This window comes from Duganella callida (genome assembly GCF_004614165.1).
GTDB classification, from domain to species: Bacteria; Pseudomonadota; Gammaproteobacteria; order Burkholderiales; family Burkholderiaceae_D; genus Rugamonas; species Rugamonas callida.
In genome coordinates this window covers 13,069-28,506 of sequence record NZ_SPVG01000279.1, presented here as the reverse complement: position 1 = coordinate 28,506, position 15,438 = coordinate 13,069, and the positions used below count along the sequence as shown (strand labels likewise).

The window sequence follows — 15,438 nt, the reverse complement described above, 5'->3', positions numbered from 1 at the left end:
ATTGATGTCGAACAATCTTAGCTCGCTGCGTGCTGGCGGAAACGGAAGGCTTTGAGCATAGAATCAAGCTTGCATGAAAGGCAATCCGCGACCGGCAAACTTTCGTTGAATTTCTCTAAGTTTTGCTTAAGTCCAAACCAGCACTATGTGTTCACCCCAACCAAAGAGGAACTCATCATGGCACACGCTCTCTCTTCTCAGGAAAGCTACAACCCCAACCACCTGCTGGATGTCTTGCTGGGCAAGATGCAATTGAAAAACGATGCTGCGCTGTCCCGCCTGCTCGAAGTGGCGCCACCGGTGATCAGCAAGATCCGTCACCACCGCCTGCCGGTCGGCGCTTCGCTGCTGATCCGTATGCATGAAGTCACCGGCATGAGCATCCGCGATCTGCGCGATCTGATGGGCGACCGCCGTACCAAGTACCGTTTGTCCGACGCCCAGGGCCGACCAAAGCCGGAAGACCGTCCAGTCGAGAAAAAGGCCGAGCCTGGAATCGCGGCTCACTGATGCGCCCCGAGCGCCCGCTCCTGCCGCGCCGGTACTGAGTCCGGTCGGCAGGCAGCCACGCCAGGTGTCAGCTCAGCAGCACCATCGAGATTTCTTCGTATTGCAGTTCGGTTTCGCGGAACAGTTGCAGATACACTTCTTCATCGAGGCCCAGCGCGGTCCAGGCCACGGTGGATACCGGAGGGACCAGGTCGTCCTTCACTTGCGCCAGATCGAGCGCATGCACGATGGCGTCCGCCACGTGGATAATCGCGGCTAAAAAGCCGGCGCCCGGCGCTTCCGGGTCGTGGTGGCCGCCGATGGCCAGCCGCATGGTGTCGGAAAAATTCCAATGCTCCGCCAGCGCCAGTCCGGCGTCGACGTGGTCGACGCCCAGCACCGCACGCTCCGCCTCCAGCAGATAACAGTCGTGCTGCTCGCGCCAGGCGATGGTTTCCGAATACTGGTTCGGGAAGCAGGCCACCAGCACCAGCCGGCCGATGTCGTGCAGCAGCCCGGCCGTGAACGCATAATCCTGATTGAAGCGCATTTGCCGCGCCAGCACCTTGGCGCAGGCGGCGGTGGCGATCGAGTGGCGCCAGAACGCCTTGTGGTCGAAGCCGGGGCAGTGGCCTTCGGCGAAGCAGCCGGTCACGGCCGCCGCCGTGATCAGGTTGCGCGTGGTCTGGAAGCCGAGGAAGGTGATGGCCTGCTGGATGGTGGTGACCTTGACCTGCAGCCCGTACAGCGAGGAATTGGCCAGCCGCAGCGTCTTGGCGGTCAGCGCCTGGTCGTGCGACACTTTCTTGGCCAGCACCGAGATGTCGAGGTCTTCCTGGTCGATGCTGTTCAGCAGTTCCATCACCACCGCCGGCAGCGACGGCAGGTCGTCGAGGTTGCGCACGACGTCGTCGTAGCTCAGCACGTTACTCATCTTGCGCGGACTCCTGCATGCCCAGGCGGTAGTCGGTGACAAAGCGGCGCAGCGTCGCCGTGGCCCAGTCGCTGCCGCTGTCGGGATCGTTCTTGCGGAACAGCTGGGCGATGCGCGCCGCGTGGTGCTGCTGGCTGGCGGCCACCATCTCCGGCGTCACTTCGTCGCGCAGGATGGGCAGCACGGCGATGCCGTGGCGCGGCATCAACGCCAGCATGGCGGCGGTCAGCACCGTGCCCTGCGGCAGCAGCACGTGGCCCTGCACGTCGAGCAGCTCGTCGGACAGCACCATGCCCGGCTGCACCTCGGCCAGCGCCAGTTGTTGATAATTGCCTGTCATGCCTGCCCCTCCCGATTGCTTCCCAACTATATTTTCCGATCTTACCATTGTCTTGCCAAGATGCAGTCCTTCCCGTACATTGGGACGTTGCCGTCAAATCCATGTCGTCGGGAGATCGTTGATGTTTGGTATTCAAGGCCGTTTGACGCTGCTGTTTGTGGTCATCGTCACGCTGGTATTGGGCATTTCCGGGACGTACGCCCAGTACAGCCTCGGCCACGAACTCGAAGTCAGCAGCCAGCGCCTGCGCCAGGGCGTGCTGACGCGTCTGCAGACCAGTCTGCCGTCGGCGTTGTGGGATTTGGACAAGGCCAAGGTCGACAACATCGTCGCCGCCGAGATGATGCCGCCCGAGCTGGTATCGATCCGCGTCTACGATACCTCGGTGGGGCTGTTTTCCGGCAAGCTGCGCAATGACAACGGCACCATCAGCTCGATCGAGAACGACGCCGCCGTGGGCGGCACGCCGGTGGTGGCCGACCTGGCCTACCGCGATTCCGGCGCCGCCGGCGCGGCGCTGAAGCCGGTGATCGTCGGCCGCGTGGTGGTCAATTTCAGCCGCGCCCAGATCGACGCCACCCTGGCCGCCGAGGTGCGCCGCAAGGTTACCGAGGTGCTGCTGCTGGACCTGATCCTGGTGGCGGCGTTGGCGCTGTCGCTGCGCATCGTGTTCGACCCGCTCAAGCAGCTGCGCGACGGTCTGTTCGACCTGGCCACGCGCGGCAGCGACGAGGTGGAGGAACTGCCCGACAACCGCCACGACGAGCTGGGCGAGGTGATCCGCGGCTTCAACGCCATCCAGCGCAAGGTGAAATCGAACATCCAGCGCATCCGCGAGGCCGAGGACGAGGCGCGCAAGTCGGCCCAGGCCACGGCCAAGGCCATGGACGATTTGCGCCGCACGCAGGAATCGCTGCTGCAGGCCGAGCGGCTGGCCTCGCTGGGCGGGCTGGTGGCCGGCGTCGCGCACGAGATCAACACGCCGGTCGGCATCGCCCTGACCAGCGCCTCGGTGCTGATGGAGGCGACCGAGAAGGTGCAGGCCTCGGTCGAGGGCGGCAACATCAAGAAATCCGACATCACGCGTTACCTGGAGACGGCGTCCGAAAGCACGCGCCTGATCATGAACAACGCCTACCGCGCGGCGCACCTGATCCACAGCTTCAAGCAGATCGCGGTCGACCAGGTCAGCGAGGCGCGCCGCCGCTTCGAGCTGCGCGATTACATCAACGAGGTGGTATCCAGCCTGCAGCCCAAGCTGAAGAAGACCCGCCTCGCGGTCAGCATCGTCTGCCCGCCCGACATCATGATGGACAGCTACCCCGGCGCGCTGGCCCAGGTGATCACCAACCTGACGCTGAACTGCGTCGAGCACGCCTTCGATCCCGAGGACGAGGGCCGCATCGAGATCGGCGTGGCGCAGCAGGGCGACTGGATCGAGATGCGCGTGACCGACAACGGCAAGGGCATCGCGCCCGACATGCTGGACAAGGTGTTCGATCCCTTCGTCACCACCCGTCGCGGCCAGGGCGGCACCGGCCTGGGCCTGAATATCGTGTTCAACCTGATCGCCAAGCAGTTCGGCGGCAGCATCACCGTCTCGAGCGTACTCGGCCAGGGCGCCAGTTTCGTGCTGCGCATGCCCTGCGTCACCCCCGCCGACGACAGTGCGCTGCACGCGGACGCCCGCCTGCACGCTTAGCGCCTATCCCTATCCCTCACTCCAGGAGATCCCATGCCCATCGTCAGCGGAGAATTTGACGTCACCATGCAACCCCAAGCCATGTCCGAGGTCGCGGCCGACAGCGGCATCGGCCGCATGTCGCTGGACAAGCGCTATCACGGCGCGCTGTCCGCCAGCGGCAGGGGCGAGATGCTGGCCTTCATGGACCGCGCGCTGATGTCGGGCGCCTACCTGGCGATGGAAAAAGTCGAAGGCACGCTGGAGGGGCGCAGCGGCAGCTTCCTGCTGCACCACACCGGCACCATGGCGCGCGGCGCGACCGGCCTGAGCGTGGCGGTGGTGCCCGACTCCGGCCGCGATCAGCTCAGTGGCCTGAGCGGCACGCTGAATATCCGCATCGAAGCCGGCAAGCATTATTACGACTTCGACTATTCCCTGCCGGCCTAGACAAAAAAATCCCGCCGGCGGCGGGATCGTGTCGTAGCGACGGGGCTCAGTCGCTGAACTTTTCCGTGCTGGAGCTGCGGCGCGAGGCAAAGCCCAGCACCACCAGGCCCAGCATCAGCATGATGAAGGTTTGCGGTTCCGGCACCGGCGTGGCCGGCTCGGTGTTGGCCTGTTGCTTCGGATCGGCCGCGGGCGCCAGGGTGTTCGGATCGGACTCGGCGGTGCGGGCCGGCGCGCCGTTGATGCCGCACGGCGTCGGGTCGTTGGCCTCGCAATGGGCAAGTACAATTGTTGCAGGCGCAGCATGCGCAACTGGCGGTTTTTCCGGCGCGGCCGGCGTGGCCTGGACGGCGCCGGCAAAGCCCAAGGCAATTAAAGCAGTCGAGATCAGGGACATAACTTTCACGATTTTTATACTCCCGGCAGAACGACGTTGGACAGGAAGTTAAGGTCGGGTAAATACATGAATTTCAGGCTGGCAGCAAGGCATAATGTGGCGCTCGCTGGCATAACGGTATTAGAACATAATCCATAACATATTGCCATGTCTTTTTCTTTTGGAACAAGCAATTTTTGCGTCGCAGCAACACCCTTTGGCGTTGCCGTGCAGTGCAGATGATTTACACTTACTCAACTATAAGATGTTTATGATTTGGAACTATCAAAAGCGTGCCGGTGCGGCCCTGCTGCTGTCCGCAGTGCTGGCAATGAGCGGTTGTGCCGGCTGGGGCGGCGCCAAACCGGCGGCGACCCGGCCGGCGCCGGGGCTGCTGGGCGCGGACACGCCGCAGGTGTTATTGCTGGGCGAGGTCCACGACAATGCGCAAGGTCATAAGCTGCGCTATGAGCTGCTGCGCCAGCGGGTCGAGGCCGGCTGGCGGCCGGCCATCGTCATGGAACAGTTCGACCGCGAAAACCAGGATCTGCTCGACAAGGCGCAGAAAGGCTGTGTCGACGCCCAGTGCCTCATCCAGGTGGCGGCCGGTGCGCGCTGGGATTGGCAATTGTATTATCCTGTGATCCAGCTGGCGCTGACCTATCAGCTGCCGCTGGTGGCCGGCAATCTGTCGCGCGCCGATGCCTCGCGCGTGGTGCGCGACGGCGTCAAATCCAGTTTCGATCCGCAAAGTATCAAGGATTACAAGCTGGAGCAGCCGCTGCCGGCGGCGGTGCGCGAGGTGCAGCAGCGGGAAATCGTGGCCGGCCACTGCAATATGCTGCCGGAGATGATGATAGGCGGCATGGTCGACGCCCAGGTGGCGCGCGATATCTGGATGGCCAAAATCATCCGCGACCAGCGGCCGCGCGACGTGGTGCTGATCGCCGGCAACGGCCACGTGCGCAAGGACGTCGGCGTCGCTTATTGGCTGCGGCAGGTGCAGCCGGCGCTGACAGTGCGCAGTGTCGGCTTTACCGAAGACCGCGAGAACGAGGGCCGCTACGACGCGATGCAAACGCTGGCGCCGCAGGAACGCGACTATCCATGCAGGCAGGTTAGAAAATGAAGACACGTTATACCCCCGAGGCGCCGCAGCGCGCCGAAGTCGACGCCCTGCGGGGCGCCGCCATGCTGGAATTCGGCGCCAATTGGTGCGGCCACTGCATGGCCGCGCAGGCGCCGCTGGAGCAGGCATATGCCGGCCATGACAGCGTCGCCCATTACAAGGTCGAGGATGGGCCCGGGCGGCCATTGGGCCGCTCGTTCCGCGTCAAGCTGTGGCCGACCATGATCTTCCTGCGCGACGGGCAGGAGGTGGCGCGGCTGGTGCGGCCGTTGAAGGCAAGCGACATCGCCGCGGCGTTTGCGCAAATAGATCCGCCGGCGTAGCGCCAGTTGCTTGGCAATCCGGCAAGGTGGTGTGTATGATCACCCGCACACCATCGTCGCAGGAGCGTCAAGCATGAGCCAGTCTCACCCGGGAGCGTCCAGGACCAATTCGGCGGCCACCGTGCTGTTTGCCAGTCTGATCGGCACCACCATCGAGTTTTTCGATTTCTACATTTACGCCACTGCCGCCGTGCTGGTGTTCCCCAAGCTGTTCTTCCCGGCCGGCGACCCGGCTGCCGCCACCCTGCAATCGCTGGCCACCTTTGCCATCGCGTTTTTCGCCCGGCCGGTGGGCTCGGCCGTGTTCGGCCACTTCGGCGACCGCATCGGGCGCAAGGCCACGCTGGTGGCGGCACTGCTGACCATGGGCATCTCGACCGTAGTGATCGGCCTGCTGCCGACCTATGCCAGCATCGGCACGCTGGCGCCGGCGCTGCTGGCGCTGTGCCGCTTCGGCCAGGGGCTGGGCCTGGGCGGCGAGTGGGGCGGCGCGGTGCTGCTGGCCACCGAAAACGCGCCGCCGGGCAAGCGCGCTTGGTACGGCATGTTCCCGCAGCTGGGCGCGCCGATCGGCTTCTTCCTGTCGGGCGGCATCTTCCTGCTGCTGAGCCGCACGCTCAGCGACGCCGAATTCTTCGCCTACGGCTGGCGCATTCCCTTCCTGGCCAGCTCGCTGCTGGTGATCGTCGGCCTGTACATCCGGCTGAAGATCCACGAGACGCCGGATTTCCAGAAGGTGCTGGACAAGAACGGGCGCGTCAAGGTGCCGGTGCTGACGGTGTGGCATCAGCACCGCCTGCCGCTGGTGCTGGGCACGCTGATCGCGCTGGCCACGTTCGTGCTGTTCTATCTGATGACGGTGTTCGCGCTGAGCTGGGGCACCACCGCGCTGAAGTTTTCGCGCCAGAACTTCCTGGTGCTGCAGCTGTTCGCGGTGCTGTTCTTCGCGCTGACGATTCCGTTTTCGGCGGTGTGGGCTGACCGCGCCGGCCGCCGCAGCACGCTGATCTGGGTGTCGGCCGCGATCGCCGTGTTCGGTCTGGCGCTGGCGCCGATGTTCGGCTCCGGCGACCCGCTGCAGGTCACCGTGTTCCTGTGCGTCGGTCTGGGCCTGATGGGGCTGACCTACGGCCCGCTGGGCACCATCCTGTCGGAACTGTTCCCGGCCGAGGTGCGCTACACCGGCGCCTCGCTGACCTTCAACCTGGCAGGCATCCTGGGCGCCTCGCTGGCGCCGTACGCGGCCACCTGGCTGGCGACCAACCACGGACTGCAATATGTGGGCTACTATCTGTCGGCCGCGGCAGTGATCAGTTTGCTGGCATTGCTGCCGGCCAAAGTCAAGTAAGTCGTCGTACAACATCGGCGGGCAGACGTATCATTCTGCTTGCTTCCAAGCTTTTATGGTTGTACGATGACATACGACTTAAAGCATGATCTCGTGGAGACCGAGAGATCATCAAGATAACCACACAATAAGTGATCACATGAACCTGAGCGAGCCTGTCAACGCGCAAGCCGTGGCCCAGTCTGTCGGTAAATACCGCTGGACCATCTGCGGGCTGTTGTTTTTTGCCACCACCGTCAATTACCTGGACCGCCAGGTGCTGAGCCTGCTGGCGCCGGCCCTGTCGGCCGAATTCGGCTGGAGCAATACCGACTACGCCAACATCGCCGCCGCCTTCCAGTTCGTGTACGCGCTGGCGATGCTGTTTGCCGGCCGCGTGGTCGACAAGATCGGCACCAAGGCCGCCTACGTGGTGGCGATCACCGTCTGGTCGCTGGGCGCGCTGCTGCACGCCGCCTCGGTGCCCATGGGCGAACTGCTGGTGCCGGTGCTGGGCGCGTTCGGCATCGTGGCCGGTCCGTCGATCATCGGCTTCATGGTGTCGCGCGCGGTGCTGGCGGTGGGCGAGGCCGGCAACTTCCCGGCCGCGATCAAGGCCACCGCCGAATACTTCCCGAAAAAGGAACGCGCGTTTGCCACCGGCATCTTCAACTCGGGCGCCAACGTCGGCGCGATCCTGGCGCCGATCGCGGTGCCGATCCTGGCCGCGATCTGGGGCTGGCAGGCCGCCTTCATCATGATCGGCATGCTGGGCTTCATCTGGATGAGCGTCTGGCTGTGGCTGTATGACAAGCCGGAACAGCAGAAGCGCCTGTCGGCCGGTGAGCTGGCCTACATCCGCAGCGATTCGGCCGCGCCGGTGGAAAAGAGCGAGCAAGCGTCGATTGCCGCCGCCAAGAAAGTCTCGTGGATGCAGTTGCTGAAATATCCGCAGACCTGGGCCTTCGCCTTCGGCAAATTCATGACCGACGGCGTGTGGTGGTTCTTCCTGTTCTGGCTGCCGACCTACCTGGCCGCGCAGTACAACATGAAGGGCGAAGCCATCGTGATCCCGCTGGCGGTGCTGTACAGCATGACCATGGTCGGCTCGATCGGCGGCGGCTGGTTCCCCAGCTACTTCATGGCGCGCGGCTATGCGCCGTACGACGGCCGCATGAAAGCCATGCTGGTGATCGCCTTCTTCCCGCTGGTGGTGCTGCTGGCGCAGCCGCTGGGTTCGGTGAGCTACTGGATTCCGGTGCTGCTGATCGGCGTCGGCGCCTCGGCGCACCAGGCCTGGTCGGCGAATATCTTCACCACCGTGTCCGACATGTTCCCGCAAAAGTCGGTGGCCTCGGTGATCGGCATCGGCGGCATGGCCGGCGGCATCGGCGGCGTCGCCCTGACCAAGCTGGGCGGCTGGGTGTTCGACTACTACAAGGCCGCGCACGACATCGGCACCGGCTACATGATCATGTTCGCCATCTGCGCCACCGCCTACCTGATCGCCTGGGGCGTGATGAAAGCCCTGGTGCCGCGCCACAAGGAAATCACCGACCTGTGATGCGTCTCGCGCTGCTGGCCGCGCTGGGCGCGGCGTCCGCCTCCGCCCTGGCCGCCGCCGGCATCCAGGTGCAGCCGTATGGCGTCACCGCCGCCGGCCAGCCGGTGCAGAAGGTGGTGCTGGAAAACGCGCGCGGCATGCGGCTGGCGTACATCGACTACGGCGCCACGCTGGTGCAGGCCGACGTCGCCGACAATCAGGGTCGGCGCCGCAACGTCATCCTCAGCCTGCCCGACCTGGCGGCGTTCGAACAGACGCGCGGCCGCTACGGCGCCATCATCGGCCGCTACGCCGGCCGCATCGCCAATGCCCGCTACACGCTGGACGGGCAGACCGTGCAGCTGGTCGCCAACGGCAAGGGCATGGCCATCCACGGCGATCCCGACCCTTACGACAAGCGCGTCTGGCAGCGCAAGGACTTCGAGGACGCCGACTCGCTGGGTTCGGTCTATACCCTGCACAGCCCGGACGGCGACCAGCACTTTCCGGGCGCGCTGGAAGTCAGCGTCACCTACCGCCTGCTGCGCCAGAGCGACGAATTCCGCATCGAATACCAGGCCAGCACCAGCAAGCCGACGGTGCTGAACTTGACCAACCACGTGTATTTCAACCTGGCCGGCGCCGCCGCCAACACGCTGGCCGGCCACCGCTTCCAGATCGCCGCCGACCGCTACCTCGAGACCGACAACCTGCGCATCCCGACCGGCGCCATGCCGCCGGTGGACGGCACGCCGTTCGATTTCCGCCGCGCCGCCAGCGTCAGCGAACGGCTGGCGTCGGTACCGGGCGGCTACGACCACAGCCTGCTGTTCAGCAAGCCACTGGGCCAGTATGCGACCGTGGCGACCATCACCGACCAGGCCAGCGGCCGGCGCATGGAAGTCGGCACCAGCGAACCGTCGGCGCAGCTGTACACGGTCAACGGCTTCGACGGCAAGGAGGTCGGCAGCGAAGGCGTCGGCTACCAGCGTCACGGCGCGTTCGCCTTCGAGACCCAGCACCTGCCGGACAGCCCCAACCACGCCAATTTCCCCAGTACGGCGTTGTATCCGGGTCAGCTATTCCGTTCGCAGACCAGTTTCCGCTTCACCCAGGCGCCGCCGGGCGGCTAGGCGCTCATACCTTCATGATAAGATTGGCGCCTGGACGCAGCAGCCGCCGCGCATTACAGTCTGACCATGAAAAAAAACGTAGCAACCATCCGTGATGTGGCCGCCGCCGCCGGCGTCTCGACTGCCACCGTTTCCAAGTTCGTCAATGGCGCCCAGCGGTTCTCGCCGCAGGTCGAAGCGACCATCACCGAAGTGATTGCACGGCTGGGCTACCGCTCCAACCCGCTGGCCGCGTCCATGATCACCGGCCGCACCAAGAGCATCGGCCTGTCGGTGCTGGACGTCAGCAATCCGCACTTCACCAGCATCGTCAAGGGCGCCAACCGCGTCGCGCTGGCGCACGGCTACACCCTGCTGCTGGTCGACACCGAGGAAAACCCGGGCCGCGAGCGGCCGCTGCTGGAAGCGCTGAGCCGCCGGGTGGACGGCATGATCGTGTTCTCGCGCATGCTGGAAAAGGAAATGGACTGGATGACCGAGCTGGGCAAGCCGCTGGTCTTCTTCGGTCGTCTGACGCGGCTGGAAATCCCCTGGGTGATCAGCGACGACCACCGCGGCGCCTACATGCTGACGCGGCACCTGGTTTCGCTGGGCCACAAGCGCATCGCCTACCTGAGCTTCCCGCGCTCGCGGCGCGACGAGGAGCGCCTGGGCGGCATCCGCGAATGCATGGCCGCGCACGGGCTGGAGCTGACCATCCACGAAGCCAGCGGCCCGACCGCGGCCGAGGGCGAGCGCGTCTGCTCAGCGATCATGCTGGGCTCCGAGCATCCCGACGCGCTGATCTGCTACAACGACCTGATGGCGCTGGGCTTCATGAAGGCCGCGCAATCGCTGGGCTTCAAGCTGCCGGAAGACATCTCCGTGGGCGGCTTCGACAACATCCAATACGGCTTATACACCTCGCCGCCGCTGACCACTGTGGACCTGCAGAGCGAGCGCATGGGCTCGGCGGCGATGGAAAAACTGATCGCCACCATCGACGGCAAGGAATCGCCGACCACCACCACCATCGAGCCGCAGCTGATCCTGCGCGGCTCGACCCACAAACGCTAATCCGGGGTCAGGTCTTTCATTGCGTCACGGGCTCTGCCTTAGCGACCGCTAAGGCAGAGCCCGTGACGCAATGAAAGACCTGACCCCGGAGTTTAGACGCTGACGTCGGGGCGGGTGGCCAGGGCGTTTTCGACGATGGCCACCACGCGCGCGCGGTCGGCGCCTTGCAGCGGCTGGCGTGGACGGCGCACGTTTTCGTTGCCGACGCCGCACAGCGCTTCCACCAGCTTGAGGTTCTGCACCAGCTTGGTCGAGACGTCCAGGTGCAGCAGCGGCATGAACCATTGGTACAGCTTGAGCGCTTCGTCATAGCGCTTGGCTTTCATCAGCTTGTACAGCGCCACGGTTTCTTTCGGGAACGCCACCACCAGGCCGGCCAGCAGGCCGTCGGCGCCGGCGGCCAGGCCCTCGAACGACAGGTCGTCCACGCCCATGAACAGCTGGTAACGGTCGCCCACGGCGTTGCGCAGGTCGGTGATGCGGCGCACGTTGTCGGTCGATTCCTTGATGGCGACGATCCATTCGCAGTCGGCCAGTTGCTTGAAGTCTTCCGGCGTCAGGTCGACCTTGTACGAAACCGGGTTGTTGTACACCATGATCGGCAGTTGCGCCGCCTTGGCGATCACCCGCAGGTTGTCCATGGCTTCGCGCGCGTCGGCCGCGTACAGCACCGACGGCATCACCATCAGGCCCTGCACGCCCAGCTCGTGCGCCTTTTCGACAAAGCGGCAGGCGGTGGCGGTGCGGGTTTCGCTGACGTTCAGCAGCACCGGCACACGGCCGTCGGCCACGGTCAGCGCGGTCTTGGCCACGTCCAGTTTTTCGTCGAAGGACAGGGTGCTGGCTTCGCCCAGCGATCCGCAGGTCAGCAGGGCATCCACGCCGCTGTCGATCTGGAAGTTGAAGTGCTGCTCCATCGCGGCGTGGTCGAGGTCTTCGTTCTCTTTGAATTTGGTGGTTACTGCGGGGAAGACGCCTTCCCATTTTGCTGCGGCCATGCTGTTCTCCTTGGTGAAATGGTTAATCGATGATGCTGGCGATGCGGGTCGGGGATATCGGCAGGCGCACCGCGTCGGGCCGCCAGCCGTACAGGATTTCGGTGGCGCCGCCGCAGATGCGGCCCTGGCACGGACCCATGCCGCAGCGGGTCTGCAGCTTGGCGCTGCGCCAGGTGGTGTGGCTGCGCAGTTCGCTGTGGCAGACGTCCTCGCAGCGGCAGACGATGGTGTCGTCGCCAGCCAGGGTGCGCACTTCGGGACGCAGCGCGAAGGCGCGCTGCAGCCGGCCGGCGAACTGGCGCCAGCGCGCGCGCTCGGCCAGCGCCTGCCGCATCTGTTCCGTGCGCCCCAGCGCGGCCAGGGCGGCGATGCGGCCTTCCGCCAGCGCCAGGTCGACGCCGCCCACGCCCGTGCCTTCGCCGGCGCAGTACACGCCGGCCACGGAGGTCTGCTGCCACTGGTCGACGCTGACCACGGTCTGGCCGTCGCGCGTGACGGTGGCGCAGTCCAGCGCCTGCGCCAGTTCCACGTTCGGCAGCAGGCCGTAGCCGCAGGCCAGATAGTCGCACTGCAGGTTTTCCATGTCGGGCACGCCGCCGCGTTGCACCTGCACCGATTGCAGCATGCCGTCGCCGTGCGCCGATTGCACGTAGCTGTCGCGCAGATACGGCACGCCGCGCAGTTGTCCCTTCAGTTGCAATGCCTGCGCCAGCCTGGACGGCGTCGCCAGCAGGCCGACGGCAAAGCCCAGCAGCGCCGCCGTCGATGCCTGTTCGACGATGGCGACGATGTGGGCGCCACGCGCCCGCAGCGTGGCGGCGCTGGCCAGCAGCAGCGGGCCGCTGCCGGCCACCACCACCCGTTTGCCCTCCAGCGGATAGCCGCCCTTGGCCAAGGCCTGCAGGCCGCCGGCGCCGGTGACGCCGGGCAGGGTCCAGCCGGGGAAGGGCAGCAGGCGTTCGCGCGCGCCGGTGGCCAGTATCAGTTTTTCATAGTGCAGGGTGTCGGATGCGTGCGGCGTCTGCACTTTCAGTTCACCCGGCGCCGGCGAGTACAGCACGCGCGTCTGCGGCAGGAACACCATGCGGCCGGACTGTCGCAAGGCCTGCCACAGCTGCTGCGCGCGCGCATCCGCCTGCAGTTCGGGGCCGCCGCGCCAGATCTGGCCACCGGCCTGCGGGTTGTCGTCGACGATGACCACGCGCGCGCCGTGTTCCGCCGCCGCATGCGCGGCCGACAGGCCCGCCGGACCGGCGCCCACCACCAGCACGTCGTAGTGTTTCATGACAGGCCCTCGCTGGCGGTAACCACGTGCATGCCTTCCGCGCACAGGGTCTGGCAAGATAGCTGGTGGGGGCGGCCGTCGATGGTGACGCGGCATTCCTGGCACACGCCCATGCCGCACAAGGGCGCTCGCGCGGCGCCACTGACGGAACGGCGGGTGACGCCGCTGCCGGCCAGGGCGACCGCCGCTGCGACGCTGACGCCGGGCGCCACGCTGATCGTTTGCGCGTCGATGGTCAGGCTGATCATGGCGCCGTCAGGCATGGAAGCGCTCCGGCAGGTAGGGCGCGTAAGGGATGCGCGGAATGCTTTTCTGTATCTGCCCGGCCAGCAGCTGCGCCGTGGCCAGCGAGGTGGTAATGCCGAGGCCTTCGTGGCCGGTGGCCAGCCACAGGCCGCGCCGCAGGCCGCTCGGGCCGATCAGCGGCAGGCCGTCCGGCGTGGCGGCGCGAAAGCCGGTCCAGCAGCGCACCACATTCAGTTCGCGCAGCTGCGGGGTGAACGTGCTGGCGTGGCGCAGCATGCGTTGCAGCATGGGCGGCTCGACGGCGGGATCGGTGGTGTCGAACTGGCGCGAGGAGCCGATCAGGATTTGTCCGGTGGGGCGCGGTTGCAGGTTGAACGCCACCGAGTCGCCGCTGCTGGCGTGGGCGCTCTTGATGTAGCCCAGTTCCACCAGCTGGTGGCGCACGAAGCCGGGGTAGCGGTCGGTGATGGCCAGATGGCCCTTCTTCGGTTCGATCGGCAGTTCCGGCAGCAGTGCCGCCGAACGCGTGCCGGCCGCCAGCACGATGTGCTGCGCCACGTGGCGCGAGCCGTCGTCCAGTACCACGCCGTGGTCTTCGATGGCGGTGACAGTGGCGCGCTTGGTGGTGGCGCCGCGCCGCATGGCCCGGTCCAGCAGCAGGCGCGCGGTCTTGGGCGGATACACCAGACCGTCGCCCTTGACCAGCAGGCCGCCGGCCAGGCCGGCGCGCAGCTGCGGTTCGCGCGCATACAGCGCGGCCGGCGTCAGCACTTCGCACACCAGGCCGTAGCCGTGCAGGGTCTGCGCCTTGCCCAGCGCCGCCTGCATTTCCTCTTCATCGGCGGCGACCCAGATGGTGCCGCAAGGGCTGTATTCGTGGCGTTGCGGGCGGTCGCCCACCAGGTCGCGCCACAGCGACAGCGAATAGGCCGACAGCGCCAGTTCGGCCGGATTGTCGTCCATGACCACCAGGTGGCCCATGCCGGCCGCGGTGGCGCCGCCGCCGGCGATGTCCCGCTCGACGACCGCCACCCGCAGTCCGCGCTCGCTGAGCGCATCCGCACAGGCTGCGCCGATGATGCCGGCGCCGATGACGATCACGTCGACATTGTTCACCGTATGCCCCAGACGAAAGGATCGCTCGGGTCGAGGATCAGCTGCGCCTGCGCGTTGACCCAGGCCTTGCCGCGTATGCTGGGCAGCAGCTGGCCGTCGCGGATACGGTAGGAGGCTTCGAACACGCTGCCGATCACGCTTTCCTGCTTCCACAATTCTCCCTCGGCCAGCTTGCCGTCGGCCGCCAGGCAGGCCAGCTTGGCGCTGGTGCCGGTGCCGCAGGGCGAACGATCATAAGCCTTGCCGGGGCAGAGCACGAAGCTCTGGCTGTCGGCGCCGGTGCGCGAATCGGCGAACAGTTCGATGTGGTCGATCACCGCGCCGTTGTCGCCGGTGATGCCCTGGTCGGCCAGCGCCTGCGCCACCGCCATGGTGTAGGCGGTCAACGCCTCCACGTTGCGCACGCCCAGTTCCAGGCCGTGGCCGGCGATCAGGAAGAACCAGTTGCCGCCGTAGGCGATGTCGCCGGTGACCGGCCCGTAACCCGGCACCTCCAGCGTGACGGCCGCGCGGCTGCGGTAGGAGGCCACATTGTCCACGGTGACGCTGCCGTCGGCGTGCAGTTCCGCCTCCACCACGCCGACCGGCGTGTCGATGCGGTGGCGGCCCGGCGCGATGCGTCCCATGAACGCCAGCGAGGCTACCAGGCCGATGGTGCCGTGGCCGCACATGCCGAGATAGCCGACGTTGTTGAAGAAGATGACGCCGGCCACGCAATCTGCTTCATGCGGGTCGCACAGCAGGGCGCCGACCAGCACGTCGGAACCGCGCGGTTCGCACACCACGGCGGAGCGGAAGTTGTCGTGTGCGGCGCGCAGCCGTCCCACGCGCTCGCTGAGCGGTCCGTGGCCCAGATCCGGGCCGCCGTCGGTCACCAGGCGGGTCGGCTCGCCGCCGGTGTGGGAATCGATGATGGAGATGGTTTTCATGCTTTCATCTTAGGCCGGCGGCGTGGCGCTGTCTTGCAAGGTCTGCGCACGATGGATGACGAAATCTGCATAATCGCCAAAAA

17 protein-coding genes are annotated in these 15,438 nt (G+C 66.0%); 9 read left to right on the top strand and 8 right to left on the bottom strand.

All coding sequences use genetic code 11. The features are described 5' to 3' along the window. Positions 1 to 177: 177 nt before the first annotated feature. Positions 178 to 510 carry a hypothetical protein gene (locus E4L98_RS29590; protein ID WP_135205125.1) on the top strand — a complete coding sequence of 111 codons (333 nt, stop codon included), beginning with the start codon at positions 178 to 180 and terminating at the stop codon, positions 508 to 510. Between the two features lie 67 nt (positions 511 to 577). On the opposite strand, the gene E4L98_RS29585 is transcribed toward E4L98_RS29590, so the two are convergent. Both E4L98_RS29585 and E4L98_RS29580 read right to left on the bottom strand, forming a co-directional pair. Continuing rightward, positions 578 to 1,423: an HDOD domain-containing protein gene (locus E4L98_RS29585; RefSeq protein ID WP_135205124.1), complete on the bottom strand. Its 846-nt coding sequence runs from the start codon at positions 1,421 to 1,423 to the stop codon at positions 578 to 580. Next, positions 1,416 to 1,763, bottom strand: a complete 348-nt coding sequence (locus E4L98_RS29580; protein WP_135205123.1) for a hypothetical protein — start codon at positions 1,761 to 1,763, stop codon at positions 1,416 to 1,418. The genes E4L98_RS29585 and E4L98_RS29580 overlap by 8 nt, the downstream gene beginning before the upstream one ends. 121 nt (positions 1,764 to 1,884) lie before the next feature. Here E4L98_RS29580 and E4L98_RS29575 point away from each other — a divergent pair, with 121 nt between their 5' ends. Together E4L98_RS29575 and E4L98_RS29570 are read left to right on the top strand one after the other, a co-directional pair. Next, the gene (locus E4L98_RS29575) at positions 1,885 to 3,465 is read left to right on the top strand and encodes a sensor histidine kinase (RefSeq protein ID WP_135205122.1); all 1,581 of its coding nucleotides are present in this window, start codon (positions 1,885 to 1,887) and stop codon (positions 3,463 to 3,465) included. 33 nt (positions 3,466 to 3,498) lie between these two features. Next, positions 3,499 to 3,894, top strand: a complete 396-nt coding sequence (locus tag E4L98_RS29570) for a DUF3224 domain-containing protein (protein ID WP_135205121.1) — start codon at positions 3,499 to 3,501, stop codon at positions 3,892 to 3,894. A 46-nt stretch (positions 3,895 to 3,940) separates the two neighbouring features. Here E4L98_RS29570 and E4L98_RS29565 read toward each other — a convergent pair whose 3' ends face one another. Beyond that, positions 3,941 to 4,291 carry a PEP-CTERM sorting domain-containing protein gene (locus tag E4L98_RS29565; protein ID WP_135205143.1) on the bottom strand — a complete coding sequence of 117 codons (351 nt, stop codon included), beginning with the start codon at positions 4,289 to 4,291 and terminating at the stop codon, positions 3,941 to 3,943. A gap of 250 nt (positions 4,292 to 4,541) precedes the next feature. Here E4L98_RS29565 and E4L98_RS29560 point away from each other — a divergent pair, with 250 nt between their 5' ends. From E4L98_RS29560 to E4L98_RS29535, 6 genes are all read left to right on the top strand, one after another. After that, positions 4,542 to 5,399, top strand: a complete 858-nt coding sequence (locus tag E4L98_RS29560) for a ChaN family lipoprotein (RefSeq protein ID WP_135205120.1) — start codon at positions 4,542 to 4,544, stop codon at positions 5,397 to 5,399. Further along, positions 5,396 to 5,722, top strand: coding sequence for a thioredoxin family protein (locus E4L98_RS29555; protein ID WP_135205119.1), 327 nt, complete (start codon positions 5,396 to 5,398; stop codon positions 5,720 to 5,722). The genes E4L98_RS29560 and E4L98_RS29555 overlap by 4 nt, the downstream gene beginning before the upstream one ends. Positions 5,723 to 5,795: 73 nt before the next feature. Then, a complete protein-coding gene (locus E4L98_RS29550; RefSeq protein WP_135205118.1) occupies positions 5,796 to 7,070 on the top strand; it encodes an MFS transporter in 1,275 nt (424 codons plus the stop codon). A gap of 139 nt (positions 7,071 to 7,209) precedes the next feature. After that, the gene (locus E4L98_RS29545; RefSeq protein ID WP_135205117.1) at positions 7,210 to 8,613 is read left to right on the top strand and encodes an MFS transporter; all 1,404 of its coding nucleotides are present in this window, start codon (positions 7,210 to 7,212) and stop codon (positions 8,611 to 8,613) included. Continuing rightward, positions 8,613 to 9,725, top strand: a complete 1,113-nt coding sequence (locus E4L98_RS29540) for an aldose epimerase family protein (RefSeq protein ID WP_135205116.1) — start codon at positions 8,613 to 8,615, stop codon at positions 9,723 to 9,725. Before E4L98_RS29545 ends, E4L98_RS29540 begins: the two co-directional genes overlap by 1 nt. Positions 9,726 to 9,791: 66 nt before the next feature. Then, a complete protein-coding gene (locus tag E4L98_RS29535) occupies positions 9,792 to 10,781 on the top strand; it encodes a LacI family DNA-binding transcriptional regulator (protein WP_135205115.1) in 990 nt (329 codons plus the stop codon). 92 nt (positions 10,782 to 10,873) lie between these two features. On the opposite strand, the gene E4L98_RS29530 is transcribed toward E4L98_RS29535, so the two are convergent. The 5 genes from E4L98_RS29530 to E4L98_RS29510 are packed head-to-tail and all read right to left on the bottom strand — an operon-like array spanning position 10,874 to position 15,355. Continuing rightward, a complete protein-coding gene (locus tag E4L98_RS29530; RefSeq protein WP_135205114.1) occupies positions 10,874 to 11,779 on the bottom strand; it encodes a dihydrodipicolinate synthase family protein in 906 nt (301 codons plus the stop codon). A 22-nt stretch (positions 11,780 to 11,801) separates the two neighbouring features. After that, positions 11,802 to 13,064 (bottom strand): NAD(P)/FAD-dependent oxidoreductase, encoded by a 1,263-nt coding sequence (locus E4L98_RS29525; protein ID WP_135205113.1) that lies wholly within the window; start codon positions 13,062 to 13,064, stop codon positions 11,802 to 11,804. Then, positions 13,061 to 13,327, bottom strand: coding sequence for a 2Fe-2S iron-sulfur cluster-binding protein (locus E4L98_RS29520; RefSeq protein ID WP_135205112.1), 267 nt, complete (start codon positions 13,325 to 13,327; stop codon positions 13,061 to 13,063). Before E4L98_RS29520 ends, E4L98_RS29525 begins: the two co-directional genes overlap by 4 nt. Beyond that, positions 13,320 to 14,426, bottom strand: coding sequence for an NAD(P)/FAD-dependent oxidoreductase (locus E4L98_RS29515; RefSeq protein ID WP_135205111.1), 1,107 nt, complete (start codon positions 14,424 to 14,426; stop codon positions 13,320 to 13,322). Before E4L98_RS29515 ends, E4L98_RS29520 begins: the two co-directional genes overlap by 8 nt. Beyond that, entirely contained in the window at positions 14,423 to 15,355 is a 933-nt protein-coding gene (locus tag E4L98_RS29510) for a 4-hydroxyproline epimerase (RefSeq protein ID WP_135205110.1), read from the bottom strand. Before E4L98_RS29510 ends, E4L98_RS29515 begins: the two co-directional genes overlap by 4 nt. Positions 15,356 to 15,438 lie beyond the last annotated feature (83 nt).